Below are 16,726 nucleotides of genomic sequence, written 5' to 3' on the forward strand. Positions count from 1 at the left end.
GCGTGGTTGTCATCGTCTTCGCGGGTGCGGGGCTCACTCGAAGAACTTGAGGCTGTACCCGGTGTTGGTGGGGGCGCCGGGGACGTTGGCGCGGCTGTAGGTGGTGCTGCCCCACCAGACGGCCGTGCTTCGTCGCGCGGGCGGTAGGTTGCCCGCCATGACCGAACCAGTGTCCGCCGTCTGGCCACCCGCCCCGGTCAGGACCGAGCGGCTCGTGCTCCGCGAGTCCGAGGCCGAGGACCGTGCGGCGTTCATTGAGCTGCTGGCGTCGCCAGAGGTGCACAAGTACCTCGGCGGCCCCCGGCCGCGTGAGGAGCTTGAGCGCGACATGCCCGAGGTGCCCGAGCGGTGGCCGGGGAGTTTCGCCGTTGAACTCGACGGGTCGATGATCGGCCAGATCCTGCTCAGGAGAGCACCGGAGCACCATCGCCCGGCTGCGGCGGGGAAGGCCGATCTCGGTTATCTGTTCCTGCCGCGAGCGTGGGGATGCGGGTACGCCGCCGAGGCGTGCGCGGCGGCACTCGACTGGTTCGACGGCGTCCTTCCCGGCGAGCCGGTGGTGCTCGCCACCCAGACCGCCAACGTCGCCTCGATGCGCCTCGCGGCGAAACTGGGGTTCACCGAGGCGGAGCGGTTCCGGGCCTGGGACGCCGAGCAGTGGCTCGGCCTACGGCCCGGCCCTCGTCGAACCTGATGGCTGACGCGGCTCACTGCTGCCGTGCGCCGTCGAGTGCTCGTGCGGTGGTGAACTCCGCCCAGGCGGTGGGGGAGAGGCGGAGTATCGGGCCGTCGAGGTCCTTGGAGTCGCGGACGGCGACGGTGTCCGGGACGTTGCGGGCGACTTCGACGCATTCGTTAGCGAATGTGCTGTAGCTGGACTTCACGAAGTCGAACTCGGGCATGGGTCACATTCCCTTGCGCAGGCTGTCGATGAGTGTGAGGGAGTCGCGCGGAGCCAGGCCGAGTCGGGCAGTGCGGTCGAAAAGCACACTGTAGGTGTTGCTCTCCATCTCGTTCTCCACCCAGGTCATGCCTGTGACGGTGTCGCTCTGGACCACGTCGAGGGCCTCGTCCTCTGCGAAGGAGATGATGCTGAACGGGCCCCCGATGCAGGGATGTGCGCCGGCTCGGAAAGGAAGCACCTGCAATCGTACGTTCGGCAGTTCGGCGAGTTCCAGGAGACGTTCCAACTGGGCGCGCATGACGTCGGGTCCGCCGACTTGCTGACGTAGTGCGGCTTCCCAGACCACCGCGTACAAGCGGAGGGGGCGCTCGCCCAACAGTCGTTCCTTGCGCATCTGTTTGACCTGGACCATGCGTTCGATGTCGTCCGGATCATCCCAGGAACCTTCGCTGACGCCGAGTGCGCGAGTGTATTCCGGAGTCTGGAACAGGCCTGGAACCAGTGAGGTCTGCCAGTTGCGGATCTGGCTGGCGATGTCCTCCATGGCGGCGTACTCGGCCATCCCGCCTGTGGCCAGCGAATCACGCCACCATCCCTTGGCCTTGCGGCGCTCGCGGTCGAGCTTGGCCAACTCCAGTAGGCGGCCTACGGCTTTGCGGTCATCCAGGCCGTAGAACTCGCACAGCACCCGAATGTCCGGATCCCGCATAGGCACCCACCCACGCTCCATCTTCACGATCTTGGTGCCGGTCGCGTTGATGGACTCGGCGGCCTGTTGCTGTGTCCTTCCCGCAGCGTCACGCAGGCGCAGTAGTTCGCCACCAAGCCTGCGCGCCAGAACAGTTGATACCTGGCCCTGCCGGGACTGAGTTGATCGCATCACGGTCACAGTGTGTCCCGCTGGCGTCACCCGTGTCCACGAAATTCACTCTCCCAGGAAGAACTTCCGCATGTTGATTGCACTCAGAGCTGCGACTTGGCTACGGTCGGCGCTCAGCCGCACACGTAGCGGCGTTATTTGGTGAACCCGACCGCACGGAAAGGTGCGTGTCCCATGGCCGAAGTCCCACCCGTACTCCGCGAGGACTCCCTCGACTACACCCCCCTCGCCCGCAGCGTCACGCTCGCCCGCCGCAGAGCCGCACGGCTCGTCGCCGAGTGGGGGCATCCGGCCCTCGCCGGGGATGTCGCGGTCGTCGTCTCGGAGTTGCTGAGCAACGCCCTGCTGCACGGCAGCCTCCGGGACCGGCTCATCCGCGTACGGATCTCACTCACCGCCGCCGCGCTGCGCGTCGAGGTCAGCGACCCGCGCGGGGAGCGGCTGCCGTGGCCCCGTCCGGTGGAGGACACGGATCAGTTCGGGCGCGGCTTACTGCTTGTCGCGGCCCTGGCCGACCGCTGGGGCGTCGAGCCGCGCAGCGTCGGCAAGACGGTGTACGCGGAGTGGGCGCTCAACCTCACCACGGCGGCTGCCGATCACCTCGTGTGCGGGAAGAAGTGACAGGAATGGCGCTAGCGTGGGCGTGTGCCACAGGGGCGCTCGCCGAGCAGAAGGGGCGGCCGATGACCATGCCGTACGCGGACGGGGACGGTCCGCTCATTCCCCGGCCCGAGCTGACGCTTCCGGCGCTGCGCCAGGCCGTGGCCACCGTTGTCCCGTCGCGGCTTCCCGAATTCTTCGAGGATCTCCAGAGGGCGTTCGTCCGGGCCGGGGACGAGGACAGCGTCGTACCGATCCGGATGTTCTACCGGCAGTGGGGCGTCGTCGTGGAGATCGAGCGGCACCCCGCGACCGCGCGCAGTCTGCACGCCGCCGAGCAGGCGCTCAGCAGCCCTGACCCCGCGACTCGCGAGCGCGCGATCCGGGAGGCCGGGGGCATCGTGCGCGCGGCGCACCGTGAGGTCGCGGGTGGCTGACTGGCGGTGGGAACTGTTCCAGGACGATCTGCTGGACGGACTACCGACGGCGGCACGCGGCGAGACCGAGCGGCTGGCCAACGAGATCGCCGTACGGGAATCCATGGTTTTTCTGGAGGGAGCCGCCTACACCGGGCCCGGTCCAGGCGTACGGACTGAGAGCCGGGGGCTGGTCATGCTCACCTTTCTCACCGATGTGCGAGGCGAGCGGATCGTGGTGGTGCAGGTGAACTGGTTCGGCTGAAAGCCTGCTTGATCGCGACGGGCGGCAGTTGGTGAACCATGCGGAGTTGCGCGTCGGGTGCTGCCTTTGCCGACCGGCTCAACTACTCCGTCGGCTCCAGGAAAGGGGCCGTCCCCAGCGTCGGATACGGGGACGGGAGCGGGAGCGCGCGGCCCAGTTCGGCCTTGACCTCGGTGGCGTAGTACGCCTCGGTGGGGTCGTCGCCGGGGGTGATCGGGTCGGAGTAGCAGTGGGCCGTCTTCTGGTGCCGGTTGGTCAGGACGTAGAGAGGGACGTCGGCGGCGGCGTAGGTGCGCAGCTTGGGGCCGGTGTCCGTCTCGTGGTTGGTGGAGGTCACCTCGCCGACCAGGGCGATCATGTCGACGGGGTACCAGCCCTTGTGGGCCTTGCGGTAGGACTCGTCCAGCTCTGTCGCCTTGCGGCGGCGTACATAGAAGTCCGGGATGAGCAGGGCCATGGTGCGGCCGTCCTTGTGCGCTGCCCGGTAGCCGTTGCCCATGCCCACCAGGCGGAGTCCGGCGATGCGGAACTGGTAGGACAGTTCCTCCGCGCCGTGGTTGTGGGCGTCGGTCGGTCTCGACGGCACGATGACCGTCCCCTCGACGTACTCGGGTCGAATCGGGGTCCCGGATGCCTTCTCGAACGCGATCAGCAGATCGGCAGGGTCCTGCATCGATGCTCCTCCTGCGCCGCGCTGTCCCCAGGCCGTGCCCGTCCTGGGTGCCCCAGTAGAACCATGAGGCACCCGGACCCCATGTGACCTGGGAATGCTGTGGGCGTTCACTCGGACGAGCGTGCCGAAGCGGTACGGCTGTCGCGCCGCGTCGTAAACGCGTGCGGGGCGGCATCCCGGTCGCTTCGGATGCCGCCCCGCGTGCACGAAACGTGCGAAACGCGTATGAGAAAGGTCTCGCCGCTACTTCGCCACATTCGACGGTACGACCGCCGGAGGCGTCAGTGGGGACGCCGACTGCGACTGCGGGGACGAGCTGTTCGAGTACGCCGACGGGGCCGCCATGCCCGCCGTCGGGTCGGGGGCCGGGGTCTCCTCCGCCGGTGCCGGGAGGCCGCCCACGATGCGGATGCCCGCGGCGTCGAAGGCGCGCTTGATGCGCCAGCGCAGTTCGCGTTCCACCGTGAGGGCCTTGCCCGGCATCGTCTTGGCGCTGACGCGGACGACCATCGAGTCCAGGACGACGCTGTCGAGGCCCAGGACCTCTATCGGCCCCCACAGGCGCTCGTTCCAGGGCTCGGCCTTGCTCATCGCCTCGCCGACCTCGGCCAGGACCGAACGGACGCGGTCGAGGTCCTCGTCCGAGCGGACCGTGACGTCGACGCCGGCCGTGGCCCAGCCCTGGGAGAGGTTGCCGATGCGCTTGACCTCGCCGTTGCGGACGTACCAGATCTCGCCGTTGTCGCCCCGGAGCTTGGTGACCCGCAGGCCCACCTCGATGACCTCGCCCGAGGCCACCCCCGCGTCGACCGTGTCCCCTACGCCGTACTGGTCCTCCAGGATCATGAAGACGCCGGAGAGGAAATCCGTCACGAGGTTGCGGGCGCCGAAACCGATCGCCACACCCGCCACACCTGCCGAGGCCAGCAGCGGTGCCAGGTTGATCTGGAACGTGCCCAGGATCATCAGCGCGGCCGTGCTCATGATGGTGAAGGAGGCGACCGAGCGGAGTACCGAGCCGATGGCCTGGGAGCGCTGGCGGCGGCGTTCGACGTTGACCAGGAGGCCGCCGAGTGCCGTGCCGTCGACTGCCTGGGCCGTTCGGTTCATCCGGTCGATGAGCTTGGTGATGGTCCGCCGGACGGCGATTCTCAGCGCCACGGCGATGACCAGGATGAGCAGTACCCGCAGTCCGATGCTGAGCCAGGTGGACCAGTTCTGCTCCACCCAGCTGGCGGCGTTGGTGGCGCCTTCCTGGGCGTCCTGGAGCGTCGGTGACGTCGGTTCCTCGGTGGGATCGGCGGCCGACAGGACGGACAAGAACACGGCAGGTACCTCCAGGCGTAGCGGCCCGCCCGTGGCAGGGGACATTTGGTGGAATCCCGACGGGCGGAAACACCACACTAACGGGGCACCGTGTGCGGATCGTTGCAATGTTCGAGGGAGAGACTGTGCTCACGTGGGGATGAAGGAGATGTGGTCGAAAACACTCCCAGCCCGTTACCGGGACATGGTGGCGCTTCCACCAGGCATGAGGGGAGACTGACTGCAGATCGTCCCGGCGCGAGCCACGCGCCGCCGGCGTACAAGGAGGCCATCCGTGCCGCATGTCCTGGTCCTCAACGCGTCGTACGAGCCCCTCGGCGTCGTACCGCTCCGCCGCGCGCTCGTCCTGGTTCTTGAGAACAAGGCAGTTTCTCTTGAGGAATCCGGCGCGTTCATGCACAGCGCCACCGTCACTGTCCCCGCGCCCAGCGTGGTCCGGCTGAAGAGATTCGTGCGGGTCCCCTACCGGGGGCCCGTTCCGCTGACCCGCCGGGCGCTGTTCGCCCGGGACGGCGGCCGGTGCATGTACTGCGGTGGCGTCGCAACCAGCGTCGACCACGTCATCCCGCGCAGCCGCGGGGGTCAGCACGTCTGGGACAACGTGGTGGCGTCCTGCCGCCGCTGCAACCACACCAAGGCCGACCGCCACCTGGTCGAGATCGGCTGGCGCCTGCGCCATAAACCGGCCCCGCCATCGGGGCTCGCTTGGCGCATCATCGGAACCGGGCACAGGGATCCGCGTTGGCTGCCCTACCTGCAGCCGTACGGCGCGGAGGACGCGATGGCTCGGATCGACGGCATCTCCGCCTGACGATCCGGGCCTTTGGTTTGCCCCGGGCCGGCCCGCGACCGGCCGTCCCGGGGTCCGATCCCTCGCGGCGCGGCATGGCGTGGCGCGGCATGGCATGGCGTGGCGCGGCATGGCGTGGCGTCCGCCGCTCCGAGCCGCGCCGGCTACGTGTAGCGCAGCTCCGCCGGGCGGACCGTGCGGCGCAGCAGCGGGAGGGAAGTGGCCGCGGCGAGCAGACACGCCCCGTACACGCCCACGGGGACCAGCAGCGGCAGCAGCACCGGTACGACGACGGCGTCCGTCGCCATCCCGTACGCGAGGTGGATCGCCGTGCCGCCGGCGCCCGCGAGCAGCATCGCCGGGGCCAGCGGCAGCGCGGTCTCCAGGAGCAGCGCCCGGCCGAGCACCTTGCGCGGTACGCCCGCGGCGGTCTGCGCGGCCAGCCCCCGGCGCCGGGTGGCGAGCGACTCGGCGGTGCCCACGGCGAGCCCGCCCAGGCTGATCAGCAGCGCCAGCAGGACGGCGGCGCCCGCCAGGTCGACGCCGGTGGTGTAGAACGCCACGTCGTAGGCGTCGTGCGGCAGGCCCTCCCGCGGATGGCGCACGGCGTCGAGGAACACCTCGCGTACGCCCGTGAAGCCGACGCCCACGACAGCCACCAGGAGCACCGCGGCGTGGGTGCGCGCGGTGGCCCACGGGTCGCTCCGGAGCCGTTCGGCGGCGAGCAGGACCGCGGGGCTGCCGGTCCGGGCGGCGAGCCGCCCGCCGACGGCGCGTGCGGTGAGCCCGGCGACCGCCACAGCTCCCGTACCGGTCAGCGCCACCGCGGCGAACACCAGCAGGGGCAGCGAGGTGGCCCCCGGTCCGGTGTTCCGCATCACGATCAGTAGCGCGGCCAGCCCCACCAGCACCGCCGGTACCACCAGGGCGAGCGTGGCGGTCCGGCCGTGGTCCGGCCGGACCCGGCGCACCCAGCCGAGCGGCGAGGCCACGACCCGGCGCAGCGCGACCACGCTCACCAGCACGGCGAGGAGCGGCACGGCGAGCGTCACCAGGACGAAGCCCGCCCAGGCCTGCAGCGGAAGCCCTCGCCGCAACAGACTCACCATGAGGAGCGCGCAGAACACCGCGGCGACCGCCGCCCCCAGGAGGCAGGCCAGGCCCGACTCCAGGGCCGCGACGCGCCGCACCTGCCTCGGCGTCGCCCCGGCGAGGCGCAGCCCGGCCAGCCTGCGGTCACGGTGCACGGCGCCGATACGCGCGCACTGGCCGAGGAAGCCGAGCACCGGCACCCACAGGAGCAGCAGTGTCACGATCACGCCGGCGCGCTGCGAGGGCTGGTTCAGGAGCCCGTGGAAGTACGAGGCGGACACCTGTCCGTCCACCGAGGCGACCGCTACCGCCGCGACCCCGAGGCCGGTGGCGAGAGCGGCCCCCACCGCCGTCAGCGTCACCCGCCACCACTCCCGGCGGTCCGAACCCCGCGTCAGCAGCCAGGCCAGCCTGAGGTCCCCGGTCATCATCGGGTCGCCTCCAGGGCCGTCGCGTCCTCGGAGACGGCCCCGTCGCGCAGCCACACCTCGCGGTCCGCGTACGCCGCCACCTGTGCGTCGTGCGTGATCAGCAGCACGGCCGTGCCGGTCTCCCGGGCCGTGTGGACCAGTGCCGTCATCACCTGCTCGCTCGCCAGGGAGTCGAGCGCGCCGGTGGGCTCGTCGGCGAAGACGACCTTCGGGCCTGTCACCAACGCCCGTGCCAGTGACACCCGTTGAGCTTGGCCACCGCTCATCTCGCCGGGCCGCAGCCCCTCCTGGCCGCGTACGCCGAAGCGCTCAAGCCACTCGCCCGCCTGTTCGTGGGCGTCCTTGCGGGAGGCTCCCGCGAGGAGCAGTGGCAGCGCCGCGTTGTCGAGCGCGGTCAGTTCGGGGATCAGCTGCCCGAACTGGAACACCACCCCGAACTCCGTACGCCGCAACTCGCTCAGCCGCTCCTCCGGCAACTGGTCCAGGCGCTGCTCGGCGTAGACGACCGAGCCCTCGTCGGGCCGGACGATCCCGGCGAGGCAGTGGAGCAGCGTGGATTTACCGCTGCCGCTCGCGCCCGTGACCGCGAGGATCTCTCCCGCGTACAGCTCGACGCAGGCGCCGCGCAGGGCACGGGTCCCGCCGTGCGCCTTGGCGAGGCCGCGGGCCGCCAGGACCGGCGCGGCCTGGTGCGTACTGCTCATGTCGGGACTCATGACGGGTCGACCTCCGCGGTCAGAGTGGTGAGCCGGGCCGCGGTGGTGGTCATCCAGCGCAGATCGGCGTCGAGGTGGTTGAGGGCGTAGTCGGCCGAGAGGACCGACGCGAGGTCGGCACCCGGCGCGGTCTTGACGGCCGTGAGTTCCCTCATCCGGGTCATGTGCGCGGCACGCTGGGCGATCAGATAGCGGGCCGGGTCGGCCGCGGACGCCGGGTCGGCCGCGGACGCCGGGCCAGAGGCGGATGCCGGGCCGGCCGCGGCGAGGATCGCGCAGACGACCTTGGCGAAGATCTCGTTCGTCACGAAGGGCGCGGGCGGGGTGATCTCGGCCGCCCAGCCGGCCAGCTCCTTCGCGCCCTCGGCGGTGGACCGGTACAGCGTCCGCTCCGGACCGCCGTCCGAGTCGGTCCCGTCGACCTCGGCGAGACCGTCGCGGACCAGGCGCTGCAACGTCGTATAGACCTGGCCGTAGGCCAGCGGGCGTGCCTGCGGGAAGCGTTCGTCGTGGCGTCGCTTGAGGTCGTAGCCATGGCGCGGCCCTCCTGCGAGCAGCCCCAGAAGGATGTGACGGGTGCTCATGGGCCTCATTATGTACTCAATATATGTAGCGAGTGAATAGTTATTTCCAGGTTGCTCAGTGTGTCCGCGCGGGCGCTCTTGGTGATCTCGCCCGTCCGGGACAGAATGTGAAGAGGAGCACGATGTCCCGGCCGTGACGTCTGCGGGCCCGCCCGCTGGGTAGGGGCTGCCTGACCCCGCCCGCACGACCCCCAAGGAGGCCTCCGTGGCCGCATCGGCACAGCTTCTGCTCTCGGCCCTCTCCAAACGCCCGGCGGACGCGCCCGCCGACCCCGGATCCGACCCCCACCCGCTCTACTGCATCTTCAACGCCGGCGCCGAGGGCTCCTGCGCCGAGGCACCGCTGACCAGCGAGCCGCCGCTGGCCGCTGCCGCGCCCCTCACCAGTGAACCTCCGCTCGCCGACGCCGCGCCCCTGACGAGTGAGCCGACTCCCCTGGGTGCCGCCGCCGGCCTGGACCCGTCGGGGGTCTGATGCCGCTCTCCCGGCTCGCCGCGCTGTACGGCGTCGCCACGTCCTACAGTCCGTCCCCGGACCACACGGTCGCGGCCTCGGAGACGGCGGTCGTCGCCGCGCTCGCCGCGCTGGGCGTCGCCGCGGGCACGCCGGACGCCGTCCGCGACTCCCTCACCGCGCGCGAGACGGAACTCCGAGGACGGCTGCTGCCGCCGACGGTGGTGTGCTGGACCGGGGCCGCGCCCGGGACCGGGGCCGACGCCGCGCGCGCGCCCGGGCCTGAGCCTGAGCCCGCGCCCGAGCCCGGGTCAGCGCCCGCTCCCGAGCTAGCGTCAGCGCCCGAGCCCGCATCCGCGCCCGCGTCCCCGGCCGAGCCCGCATCCCCGGCCGCGGCCGCGACCGCGACGGATTCTGCGGCTGCGGCGGGCTCCCGGGGCGCCGGGATCGACGACGGGAATCCGGCCCCCGAGTTCGGTGACGGGAATCCGGCCCCCGAAGTCGGTGACGCGAATTTGGGTCCCGAGGCCGGTGGCGGTGACTCGCGGGCCGCGTCCGCCGACGGCGGGTCAGGAGCCGCGTCCACAGACGGCGGCCCAGCGCCCGCCCCTGCCGACGGCGGTCCGGCGCCCGCCTCCGCGCCCGCCCCCGCCGACCACGGCCCCGGAGCCGCCTTCGGCGGGGGCGGGGCCGCCGCGGAAGACGACCCGGCGACCGCCGCCGAACGCCGGCCGGGAACCGCCGCGCAGGCCGGAGCCCTGAGCGGTGGCCCGAGCGGCGGCCTGAGCGGAGCTCCGAGCGGTGGCCCGAGTGGCGGCCTGAGTGGAGTTCCGAGCGGGGCCCCGCTCGGCGGTTCCTCGCTCGGAGCCGCCCTCGCCGCCCTGCCCCGCGGAACCCGGTTGCGGGTCCGGACCGAGCAGGGGGAGATCCGGGAGTCCGTCGATCGGTTGCCGCTCGGGGTGCACGAGTTGACCGCCACGGCCCCCGGCGGACGCACCGCGCGGGCCCACCTCATCGTCGCCCCGACGAAGCTGCCCGCACCCCCCGGACGTACGTACGGGCTGCTCGTGCAGGTCTACTCGTTGCTGTCCCGGCGCTCCTGGGGCATGGGCGACCTCGGGGACCTCGCCGAACTGACGGCTTGGGCGGGACGGGCGCTCGGGGCCGGATTCGTACAGGTCAACCCGATGCACGCGGCCGTGCCCGGCGCACCCACCGACCCCTCCCCCTACCGGCCGTCCTCGCGCCGCTACCCCGACCCCGTGCACCTGCGGGTCGAGGACATCCCCGAGTTCGCGTACGTCGACGAGGGTGACCGCGAACGACTGCTCGCGCTTCTGACGCGGGCCCGCCGCCTGCGCGAATCCGTGCTCGACAAGGGCGCGTTGATCGACCGCGACGCCGTGTGGGAGCTGAAGCGCGAGGCCCTTGAGCTGGTGCGGGAGGTGCCGCTCGGACCCGGGCGCCGGGCCGCCTACTGCGACTTCCTCGCCGAGGAGGGCGAGGCGCTGGAGGACCACGCCACCTGGTACGCCCTCGCGGAGGTGTACGGCTCCGACTGGACGCGGTGGCCGCAGGGCCTGCGTGACCCCCGTTCGGCCGAAACCGCCCGCGCCCGCGCCGAGTTGATGGACCGCGTCGACTTCCACAGCCGGCTCGCCTGGCTGACGGACGCCCAGCTCGCCGCCGCCCAGCGCAGCGCCCGCGACGCCGGCATGGACGTGGGGCTCGTGCACGACCTCGCCGTGGGGGTCCATCCGGGCGGTGCCGACGCCTGGGCGCAGCAGGAGGTCTTCGCGGCCGGCATGTCGGTCGGCGCGCCCCCGGACGCGTTCAGCGTCCAGGGCCAGGACTGGGGGCTGCCGCCCTGGCGCCCGGACCGTCTGGCCGAGTCCGGCTACGCCCCGTACCGCCGCCTCCTGCGCGCCCTCTTCCGGTACGCGGGCGCCCTGCGCATCGACCACGTCATGGGCCTCTTCCGCCTCTGGTGGGTCCCGCAGGGCCGCCCGGCGACCGAGGGCACCTACGTCCGCTACGACGCCGAGGCCATGCTCGCGATCCTCGTCCTGGAGGCCTCGCGCGCCGGAGCCCTGGTGATCGGCGAGGACCTCGGCACGGTGGAACCGGGTGTGCGCGAGACCCTCCAGGAGCACGGCGTGCTCGGCACCTCCGTCCTCTGGTTCGAACGGGACTGGGACGGTACGGGCCTGCCGCTGCCCCCGGAGAGCTGGCGCGCCGACTGTCTCGCCACCGCCACCACCCACGACCTGCCGCCCACCGCTTCCCGCCTCACCGGCGACCATGTCGAACTCCGCGACCGGCTGGGCCTGTTGACCCGCCCAATGGGGGAGGAGCGGGCCGCGGCGGCGGCGGACGTGGGGGAGTGGCTGGCGCTGCTCGCCCGGCTCGGGCTGTTGCAAGGGGCCGCCGGGGGTGTCTCGGAGGAGGCGGAGATCCAGGCCGTGCACCGCTTCCTGCTGCGCACTCCCGCCCGGCTCGTCGGAGTCTGGCTCCCGGACGCCGTCGGCGACCGCCGCCCGCAGAACCTGCCGGGCACCTGGGACCAGTACCCGAACTGGCGCCTGCCCGTCGCGGACGCCGAGGGCCACCCCGTCACCCTGGAGGAACTCGCCGCCTCGCCCCGGCTGCACGCCCTCATCGAGGTGCTGCGCGAAGACCGGGCGGGCCGGGCCACCGGCGACCACGGACCCTCCGCGTGAGGCTCCGGAACGCGTACCGCACCCCGTACCGCACCCCGCCCCGCACCCCGTACGGCACCCCCGGGCGCGCGGGCTCGACAGGAGTTCGCTACGTTTGCACCGTGGACAAGAAGAACGCCCTGCGCGCCGGCGCCCTGGCTGCCGGTACGACGCTGATGATGCTGATGATGTCGTCCCCCGCGCTCGCGCTGACGCGCGACGACGGCGACGACCCCGCGCAGAGGCTGAGCGTCATCGAGACGCTGGGGCTCTATGTCGTGGCGCCGATCGGTCTGTTCGCGCTGATCGCCGGACTGGTCTGGGTGCTCGACGGTTCGACGGACCGCCAGCCGAGGCGCAAGCCGGGAGGCAAGGGCCAGGGCAAGATGCAGGGCCCGGACCAGGTACGCGCTTCCTGACCTCGGTCCCCGCCGGGATTCGGGGTTCTCCTTCGAGGGCACCGTCCTCGCACCCGTACGCGACTGATGCCGTACGGGGGCGAGGACGGTGCCCTCGGCGCGTCCGGGGTCGGCGCCCTATGGCTGCGGCTCCTCTCCCTGTGCCTCTCTTCCGGGGGCGCCCTCGCCCCCATACGGAAGCGGCGCCTCCCAGGCCGAGGGCCTGTCGGAGGCGCCGCTTCCGTATGGGGTGGGCGGGGTCCGGCTACTCCCCGGTCGGTGCCGACGCCGAGGCCGCCGTGTCCGCCGCCTGGGCCTTCAGGGCGCGTTCGACGCCCGAGCGGGACTCCGAGATCAGCCGGCGCAGCGCCGCGCTCGGCTCGGCCGAGGCCAGCCACTCGTCCGTCTTCGCCAGGGTGTCCGCGGAGGCCTGGACCGACGGGTAGAGGCCGACCGCGATCTGCTGGGCCATCTCGTGCGAACGCGAGTCCCAGACGCCCTTGACCGCCTCGAAGTACTTGTCCGTGTACGGCGCGAGCAGTTCACGCTGGCCGAACTGCACGAAGCCGCCGATCACGGCCTCCTGGACGGCGTTCGGCAGCTTGTCGGACTCGACGACCGACGCCCAGGCCTCCGCCTTCGCCTCCTCGGTGGGGCGGGCGGCCCGCGCGGTCGCCGCGTGACGCTCACCGGCGGCGGTCCTGTCCCGCTCGTACTCGCCCGCGATCTCGGCGTCGTCGAAGCGCCCCACCGCCGCGAGCCGCTGCACGAACGACCAGCGCAGCTCGGTGTCGACGGCCAGGCCCTCGATGCTCTCCCGGCCGTCGAGCAGACCCTCCAGGAGGTCCAGCTGCTCCGGCGTACGGGCCGTGGCCGCGAACGCGCGCGCCCAGGCCAGCTGGTGGTCGCCGCCGGCCGCGGAGGACCGCAGGTGGGCCAGCGTGGCGTCGGTCCAGCGGGTCAGCAGCGCCTCGCGGGCGTTCGGGTCGGCGTACAGCTCGACCGCCGTCAGCACCTGGCGGTGCAGCGACTGCACGACGCCGATGTCCGACTCCTTGCCGATGCCGGACAGGACGAGCGAGAGGTAGTCGCGGGTTGCCAGTTCGGCGTCGCGGGTCATGTCCCAGGCCGAGGCCCAGCACAGGGCGCGCGGCAGGGAGGCCTCGAAGTCGCCGAGGTGCTCGGTGACGAACGCGAGGGACCGCTCGTCGAGACGGACCTTCGCGTACGACAGGTCGTCGTCGTTGAGGAGGATCACGGCCGCGCGCCGCTTGCCCACCAGCGCGGTTACCTCGGTCAGTTCACCGTCCACGTCCAGCTCGATGCGCTCGCCGCGCACCAGCTTGCCGCTGTCGTCGTCCAGGTCGTACAGGCCGACCGCGATGCGGTGGGGGCGCAAGGTCGGCTCGCCCTTCGCGCCGGCGGGCAGCGCCGGAGCCTCCTGGCGGATCGCGAAGGACGTGACGACACCGTCCCCGTCCGTCTCGACCTCCGGGCGCAGGATGTTGATGCCGGCCGTCTGCAGCCACTTCTGCGACCAGGTGCCCAGGTCGCGCCCGCTGGTCTCCTCCAGCGCGCCGAGCAGGTCGGACAGCTGGGTGTTCCCGTACGCGTGCGCCTTGAAGTACGCCTGCACGCCCCGGAAGAACTCGTCCTCGCCGACGTACGCCACGAGCTGCTTCAGGACGCTGGCGCCCTTGGCGTACGTGATGCCGTCGAAGTTGACGAGCACGTCGTCGAGGTCGTTGATCTCGGCCATGATCGGGTGCGTGGAGGGCAGCTGGTCCTGTCGGTACGCCCAGGTCTTCATGGAGTTGGCGAACGTGGTCCAGGAGTGCGGCCAGCGGGAGTCCGGGGCGTACGCCTGGCAGGCGATCGAGGTGTAGGTGGCGAAGGACTCATTGAGCCACAGGTCGTTCCACCACTCCATCGTCACGAGGTCGCCGAACCACATGTGGGCCAGCTCGTGCAGGATGGTCTCGGCGCGCGTCTCGTACGCGGCGTCCGTCACCTTCGACCGGAAGACGTACTGGTCGCGGATGGTCACCGCGCCCGCGTTCTCCATCGCGCCCGCGTTGAACTCCGGCACGAAGAGCTGGTCGTACTTCTTGAACGGGTACGCGTAGTCGAACTTCTCCTGGAACCACTCGAAGCCCTGCCGCGTGACCGCGAAGATCGCGTCCGAGTCGAGGAACTCGGCGAGCGAGGGCCGGCAGTAGATGCCCAGCGGCACACTCTGCCCGTCCTTCTCGTACACGCTGTGCACCGAGTGGTAGGGGCCGAGGATCAGCGCCGTGATGTACGTCGAGATCCGCGGCGTCGGCTCGAACTCCCAGACGTCGTCCTTGGGCTCCGGCGTCGGCGAGTTGGAGATGACGGTCCAGCCGGAGGGCGCCTTCACGGTGAACTGGAAGGTGGCCTTCAGATCCGGCTGCTCGAAGCTCGCGAAGACACGGCGGGCGTCCGGCACCTCGAACTGGGTGTAGAGGTAGGCCTGCTGGTCGACCGGGTCGACGAACCGGTGCAGCCCCTCACCGGTGTTCGTGTACGCGCAGTCGGCCACGACCCGCAGGATGTTGCGGCCCTCCAGGATGCCCGGGAGCGTGATCCGCGAGTCCTTGAAGACCTCGGCGGGATCGAGGGAGTCACCGTTGAGGACGACCTCCTGGACGGCCGGGGCCACCAGATCGATGAAGGACCCGACGCCGGTCTCGGCCGAGTCGAAGCGCACCGTGGTCACGGACCGGAAGGTGCCGCCCTCCACCGCGCCGGAGAGATCGAGATCGATCTCGTACGAGTCAACGGTGAGCAGCTTCGCCCGCTGCTGCGCCTCTTCGCGGGTCAGGTTTGTGCCAGGCACGCGGTCATCTCCTCGTGATGGGTCAGTTGCGTCATCCTTCCACGGCGGCTGCGCGAGTGCGATGTCCGTTTCCCGCCGGTGTGCGCGAGGGCGCCTGGCCACCCTCAAGTCATGACCAGCCATCACGCACGTCCCATCGAACCGCAGGCGCTGAAGGAACTCCGAGCGACGGACGACGCCGGGCTTCCGTGCGTTCCCGTCGTCGACCAGGAGGGCGGGGCTCCGCTCCGCTGCTGTCTGAGGCGCGGCGAACCGGGGGAGCGCATCGCCCTCGTCTCGTACGCGCCCCTGCGCCGCTGGGCCGCGCGGACGGGCGCGCGACCCGGCGCGTACGACGAACAGGGCCCCGTCTTCGTCCACGCCGAGGAGTGCCCGGGCCCCGGCCCCACCGGGTATCCCTTCGCCCGGCCGGGCGTCCTGCGCACCCTGCGCCGGTACTCCGCCGAGGGCCACATCCTCGGTGGCCGCCTCCTGGAGATCCCTGAGCCGACCGGCCGGGACTCGCCCGACGAGGCCCTGGACGCGGCTCTCACGGAGGCCTTCGCCGACTCCGAGGTGGCCCTCGTGCACATCAGGGCCGTCGAGTACGGCTGCTTCCTCTACGAGATCCGCCGCCCCTGACGCCGGATGTGGGCAGGGAGGAGTGGCAGGTAAAGGACTGGGAACCCGGGTTCGAGTCAAGTAGGCCATCTTTGACCCGAGTTGAGGGGGAACATTCCCATGGCAGGCAAGCGCGTCCTAGGAGTTGCGACCGTGCTGGTACTCACCGCCGGGGTGTCGGCCTGTTCCGGCGGGGACGACGGTGCGGACGGGAAGAAGGACGGGGCGAAGGGGGCGTCCTCGACCAAGGGCGCGTCCGAGTCCCAGGTGGTGCGGGCGGCGCACCAGAAGACGACCGCGGCGGACTCGGCGAAGATGACGCTCGCCACCGAGGCGGCCGCGGCCGGCAAGACGGTGACCGTCCGCGGCACCGGCGTGATGGACCTCGAAGACGGCGACAGCACCATGACGATGACGTCCCAGGGGCAGAAGATCGAACAGCGCGTTCTCGACGGCGTCGTCTACCAGAAGGCCCCGCCCGAGCAGCGCGCCCAGCTCCAACTGCCCAAGGGCAAGACCTGGATGAAGATCGACCCGGCCAGGCTGGACGGCGCGGGCGGCCAGGTCAACGATCCGGCTGAGTCCTTCGCGTACACCAAGGGCGTGAACGACGGCGACGTCACCAAGGTCGGCACGGAGACGATCGACGGGGCGCGCACCACGCACTACCGCGTCAAGGTCGCCGTGAAGGACCTCGCCAAGGGCGACCGGGCGAAGGCCGACCAGCTGGAGAAGCAGCTGGGCACCTCGACGCTGCCCCTGGAGATGTGGGTCGACGACGAGGGCCGGCTGCGCCAGGAGACCATCGAGCTCACCCTGCGCCCCCAGGAGGGCGAGGGGCAGAAGGACCAGACGGTCACCAGCACCACGACGCTCAAGTTCACCGACTTCGGCACGGAGGCCGACGTCGAGGCGCCGGCCGCGGCCGACACGGTCGACGTCACCAAGAAGCTCGCCGACGCCGCGAAGTCCAACGGCACGGCCTGACGGCCCAGACGATCGCGCCGTTCCCCGCGCCCCCGGACGGGGGGCGCGGGG

Annotated in this window: 19 protein-coding genes; 10 read left to right on the forward strand and 9 right to left on the reverse strand. The window is 71.5% G+C overall.

Features of this window, described 5'->3' with window-relative positions; all coding sequences use genetic code 11:
• Positions 1-33: 33 nt before the first annotated feature.
• Positions 34-159: a hypothetical protein gene (locus ACIOKD_RS23200; RefSeq protein ID WP_402087590.1), complete on the reverse strand. Its 126-nt coding sequence runs from the start codon at positions 157-159 to the stop codon at positions 34-36.
• Here ACIOKD_RS23200 and ACIOKD_RS23205 point away from each other — a divergent pair.
• Positions 158-694 carry a GNAT family N-acetyltransferase gene (locus tag ACIOKD_RS23205; protein ID WP_402087097.1) on the forward strand — a complete coding sequence of 179 codons (537 nt, stop codon included), beginning with the start codon at positions 158-160 and terminating at the stop codon, positions 692-694. The two genes, ACIOKD_RS23200 and ACIOKD_RS23205, sit on opposite strands and share 2 nt — an antisense overlap.
• Before the next feature lie 13 nt (positions 695-707).
• Here the strand turns inward: ACIOKD_RS23205 and ACIOKD_RS23210 are convergent, their stop codons facing one another.
• Positions 708-902 carry a DUF397 domain-containing protein gene (locus ACIOKD_RS23210; protein WP_402087100.1) on the reverse strand — a complete coding sequence of 65 codons (195 nt, stop codon included), beginning with the start codon at positions 900-902 and terminating at the stop codon, positions 708-710.
• A gap of 3 nt (positions 903-905) precedes the next feature.
• Entirely contained in the window at positions 906-1,784 is an 879-nt protein-coding gene (locus ACIOKD_RS23215; RefSeq protein ID WP_402087562.1) for a helix-turn-helix domain-containing protein, read from the reverse strand.
• Positions 1,785-1,958: 174 nt separating this feature from the next.
• Here ACIOKD_RS23215 and ACIOKD_RS23220 point away from each other — a divergent pair, with 174 nt between their 5' ends.
• From ACIOKD_RS23220 to ACIOKD_RS23230, 3 genes are read left to right on the forward strand one after another with little or no spacing between them, the layout of a single operon-like run.
• Positions 1,959-2,405, forward strand: coding sequence for an ATP-binding protein (locus tag ACIOKD_RS23220; protein WP_402087103.1), 447 nt, complete (start codon positions 1,959-1,961; stop codon positions 2,403-2,405).
• A 5-nt stretch (positions 2,406-2,410) separates the two neighbouring features.
• Complete coding sequence (locus tag ACIOKD_RS23225; RefSeq protein ID WP_402087106.1) at positions 2,411-2,821, forward strand: hypothetical protein; 411 nt, start codon at positions 2,411-2,413, stop codon at positions 2,819-2,821.
• Positions 2,814-3,065, forward strand: a complete 252-nt coding sequence (locus ACIOKD_RS23230) for a hypothetical protein (protein ID WP_402087109.1) — start codon at positions 2,814-2,816, stop codon at positions 3,063-3,065. The genes ACIOKD_RS23225 and ACIOKD_RS23230 overlap by 8 nt, the downstream gene beginning before the upstream one ends.
• Positions 3,066-3,147: 82 nt before the next feature.
• On the opposite strand, the gene ACIOKD_RS23235 is transcribed toward ACIOKD_RS23230, so the two are convergent.
• Together ACIOKD_RS23235 and ACIOKD_RS23240 are read right to left on the reverse strand one after the other, a co-directional pair.
• The gene (locus ACIOKD_RS23235; protein ID WP_402087111.1) at positions 3,148-3,738 is read right to left on the reverse strand and encodes a Uma2 family endonuclease; all 591 of its coding nucleotides are present in this window, start codon (positions 3,736-3,738) and stop codon (positions 3,148-3,150) included.
• A 243-nt stretch (positions 3,739-3,981) separates the two neighbouring features.
• The gene (locus tag ACIOKD_RS23240; RefSeq protein WP_402087114.1) at positions 3,982-5,109 is read right to left on the reverse strand and encodes a mechanosensitive ion channel family protein; all 1,128 of its coding nucleotides are present in this window, start codon (positions 5,107-5,109) and stop codon (positions 3,982-3,984) included.
• Between the two features lie 229 nt (positions 5,110-5,338).
• Between ACIOKD_RS23240 and ACIOKD_RS23245 the strand changes: the two genes are divergently transcribed.
• On the forward strand, positions 5,339-5,875 hold the full coding sequence (locus ACIOKD_RS23245; RefSeq protein ID WP_107016193.1) for an HNH endonuclease: 537 nt from the start codon (positions 5,339-5,341) through the stop codon (positions 5,873-5,875).
• A gap of 143 nt (positions 5,876-6,018) precedes the next feature.
• On the opposite strand, the gene ACIOKD_RS23250 is transcribed toward ACIOKD_RS23245, so the two are convergent.
• Genes ACIOKD_RS23250 through ACIOKD_RS23260 form a run of 3 tightly spaced genes read right to left on the reverse strand, consistent with a single transcriptional unit; the run spans position 6,019 to position 8,677 of the window.
• Complete coding sequence (locus ACIOKD_RS23250; protein ID WP_402087566.1) at positions 6,019-7,374, reverse strand: FtsX-like permease family protein; 1,356 nt, start codon at positions 7,372-7,374, stop codon at positions 6,019-6,021.
• Positions 7,374-8,081 carry an ABC transporter ATP-binding protein gene (locus ACIOKD_RS23255; protein ID WP_402087117.1) on the reverse strand — a complete coding sequence of 236 codons (708 nt, stop codon included), beginning with the start codon at positions 8,079-8,081 and terminating at the stop codon, positions 7,374-7,376. The genes ACIOKD_RS23250 and ACIOKD_RS23255 overlap by 1 nt, the downstream gene beginning before the upstream one ends.
• An 8-nt stretch (positions 8,082-8,089) precedes the next feature.
• Positions 8,090-8,677: a PadR family transcriptional regulator gene (locus ACIOKD_RS23260; RefSeq protein ID WP_402087120.1), complete on the reverse strand. Its 588-nt coding sequence runs from the start codon at positions 8,675-8,677 to the stop codon at positions 8,090-8,092.
• A gap of 205 nt (positions 8,678-8,882) precedes the next feature.
• Here ACIOKD_RS23260 and ACIOKD_RS23265 point away from each other — a divergent pair, with 205 nt between their 5' ends.
• From ACIOKD_RS23265 to ACIOKD_RS23275, 3 genes are all read left to right on the forward strand, one after another.
• Positions 8,883-9,152: a hypothetical protein gene (locus ACIOKD_RS23265; protein WP_402087122.1), complete on the forward strand. Its 270-nt coding sequence runs from the start codon at positions 8,883-8,885 to the stop codon at positions 9,150-9,152.
• Positions 9,152-11,851, forward strand: a complete 2,700-nt coding sequence (malQ, locus tag ACIOKD_RS23270; RefSeq protein WP_402087124.1) for a 4-alpha-glucanotransferase — start codon at positions 9,152-9,154, stop codon at positions 11,849-11,851. Before ACIOKD_RS23265 ends, malQ begins: the two co-directional genes overlap by 1 nt.
• Before the next feature lie 101 nt (positions 11,852-11,952).
• A complete protein-coding gene (locus ACIOKD_RS23275) occupies positions 11,953-12,249 on the forward strand; it encodes a hypothetical protein (protein WP_402087126.1) in 297 nt (98 codons plus the stop codon).
• A gap of 244 nt (positions 12,250-12,493) precedes the next feature.
• On the opposite strand, the gene pepN is transcribed toward ACIOKD_RS23275, so the two are convergent.
• Positions 12,494-15,088, reverse strand: coding sequence for an aminopeptidase N (gene pepN, locus ACIOKD_RS23280; RefSeq protein ID WP_402087128.1), 2,595 nt, complete (start codon positions 15,086-15,088; stop codon positions 12,494-12,496).
• Between the two features lie 111 nt (positions 15,089-15,199).
• Here pepN and ACIOKD_RS23285 point away from each other — a divergent pair, with 111 nt between their 5' ends.
• A complete protein-coding gene (locus ACIOKD_RS23285; RefSeq protein WP_402087130.1) occupies positions 15,200-15,709 on the forward strand; it encodes a DUF1203 domain-containing protein in 510 nt (169 codons plus the stop codon).
• Positions 15,710-15,808: 99 nt separating this feature from the next.
• Positions 15,809-16,675 (forward strand): LppX_LprAFG lipoprotein, encoded by an 867-nt coding sequence (locus ACIOKD_RS23290; protein ID WP_402087133.1) that lies wholly within the window; start codon positions 15,809-15,811, stop codon positions 16,673-16,675.
• The last annotated feature ends 51 nt before the right edge of the window (positions 16,676-16,726 follow it).

Source organism: Streptomyces sp. NPDC087844 (genome assembly GCF_044742785.1).
Taxonomy (GTDB): domain Bacteria; phylum Actinomycetota; class Actinomycetes; order Streptomycetales; family Streptomycetaceae; genus Streptomyces.

Bases quoted from the DNA above. Each gene is read 5' to 3' on its own strand.
- ACIOKD_RS23205 (WP_402087097.1), top strand. From the start codon at position 158: ATGACCGAACCAGTGTCCGCCGTCTGGCCACCCGCCCCGGTCAGGACC.
- ACIOKD_RS23200 (WP_402087590.1), bottom strand. From the start codon at position 159: ATGGCGGGCAACCTACCGCCCGCGCGACGAAGCACGGCCGTCTGGTGG.
- ACIOKD_RS23210 (WP_402087100.1), bottom strand. From the start codon at position 902: ATGCCCGAGTTCGACTTCGTGAAGTCCAGCTACAGCACATTCGCTAAC.
- ACIOKD_RS23215 (WP_402087562.1), bottom strand. From the start codon at position 1,784: ATGCGATCAACTCAGTCCCGGCAGGGCCAGGTATCAACTGTTCTGGCG.
- ACIOKD_RS23220 (WP_402087103.1), top strand. From the start codon at position 1,959: ATGGCCGAAGTCCCACCCGTACTCCGCGAGGACTCCCTCGACTACACC.
- ACIOKD_RS23225 (WP_402087106.1), top strand. From the start codon at position 2,411: ATGGCGCTAGCGTGGGCGTGTGCCACAGGGGCGCTCGCCGAGCAGAAG.
- ACIOKD_RS23235 (WP_402087111.1), bottom strand. From the start codon at position 3,738: ATGCAGGACCCTGCCGATCTGCTGATCGCGTTCGAGAAGGCATCCGGG.
- ACIOKD_RS23240 (WP_402087114.1), bottom strand. From the start codon at position 5,109: ATGTCCCCTGCCACGGGCGGGCCGCTACGCCTGGAGGTACCTGCCGTG.
- ACIOKD_RS23250 (WP_402087566.1), bottom strand. From the start codon at position 7,374: ATGACCGGGGACCTCAGGCTGGCCTGGCTGCTGACGCGGGGTTCGGAC.
- ACIOKD_RS23255 (WP_402087117.1), bottom strand. From the start codon at position 8,081: ATGAGCAGTACGCACCAGGCCGCGCCGGTCCTGGCGGCCCGCGGCCTC.
- ACIOKD_RS23260 (WP_402087120.1), bottom strand. From the start codon at position 8,677: ATGAGCACCCGTCACATCCTTCTGGGGCTGCTCGCAGGAGGGCCGCGC.
- malQ (WP_402087124.1), top strand. From the start codon at position 9,152: ATGCCGCTCTCCCGGCTCGCCGCGCTGTACGGCGTCGCCACGTCCTAC.
- ACIOKD_RS23285 (WP_402087130.1), top strand. From the start codon at position 15,200: ATGACCAGCCATCACGCACGTCCCATCGAACCGCAGGCGCTGAAGGAA.
- ACIOKD_RS23290 (WP_402087133.1), top strand. From the start codon at position 15,809: ATGGCAGGCAAGCGCGTCCTAGGAGTTGCGACCGTGCTGGTACTCACC.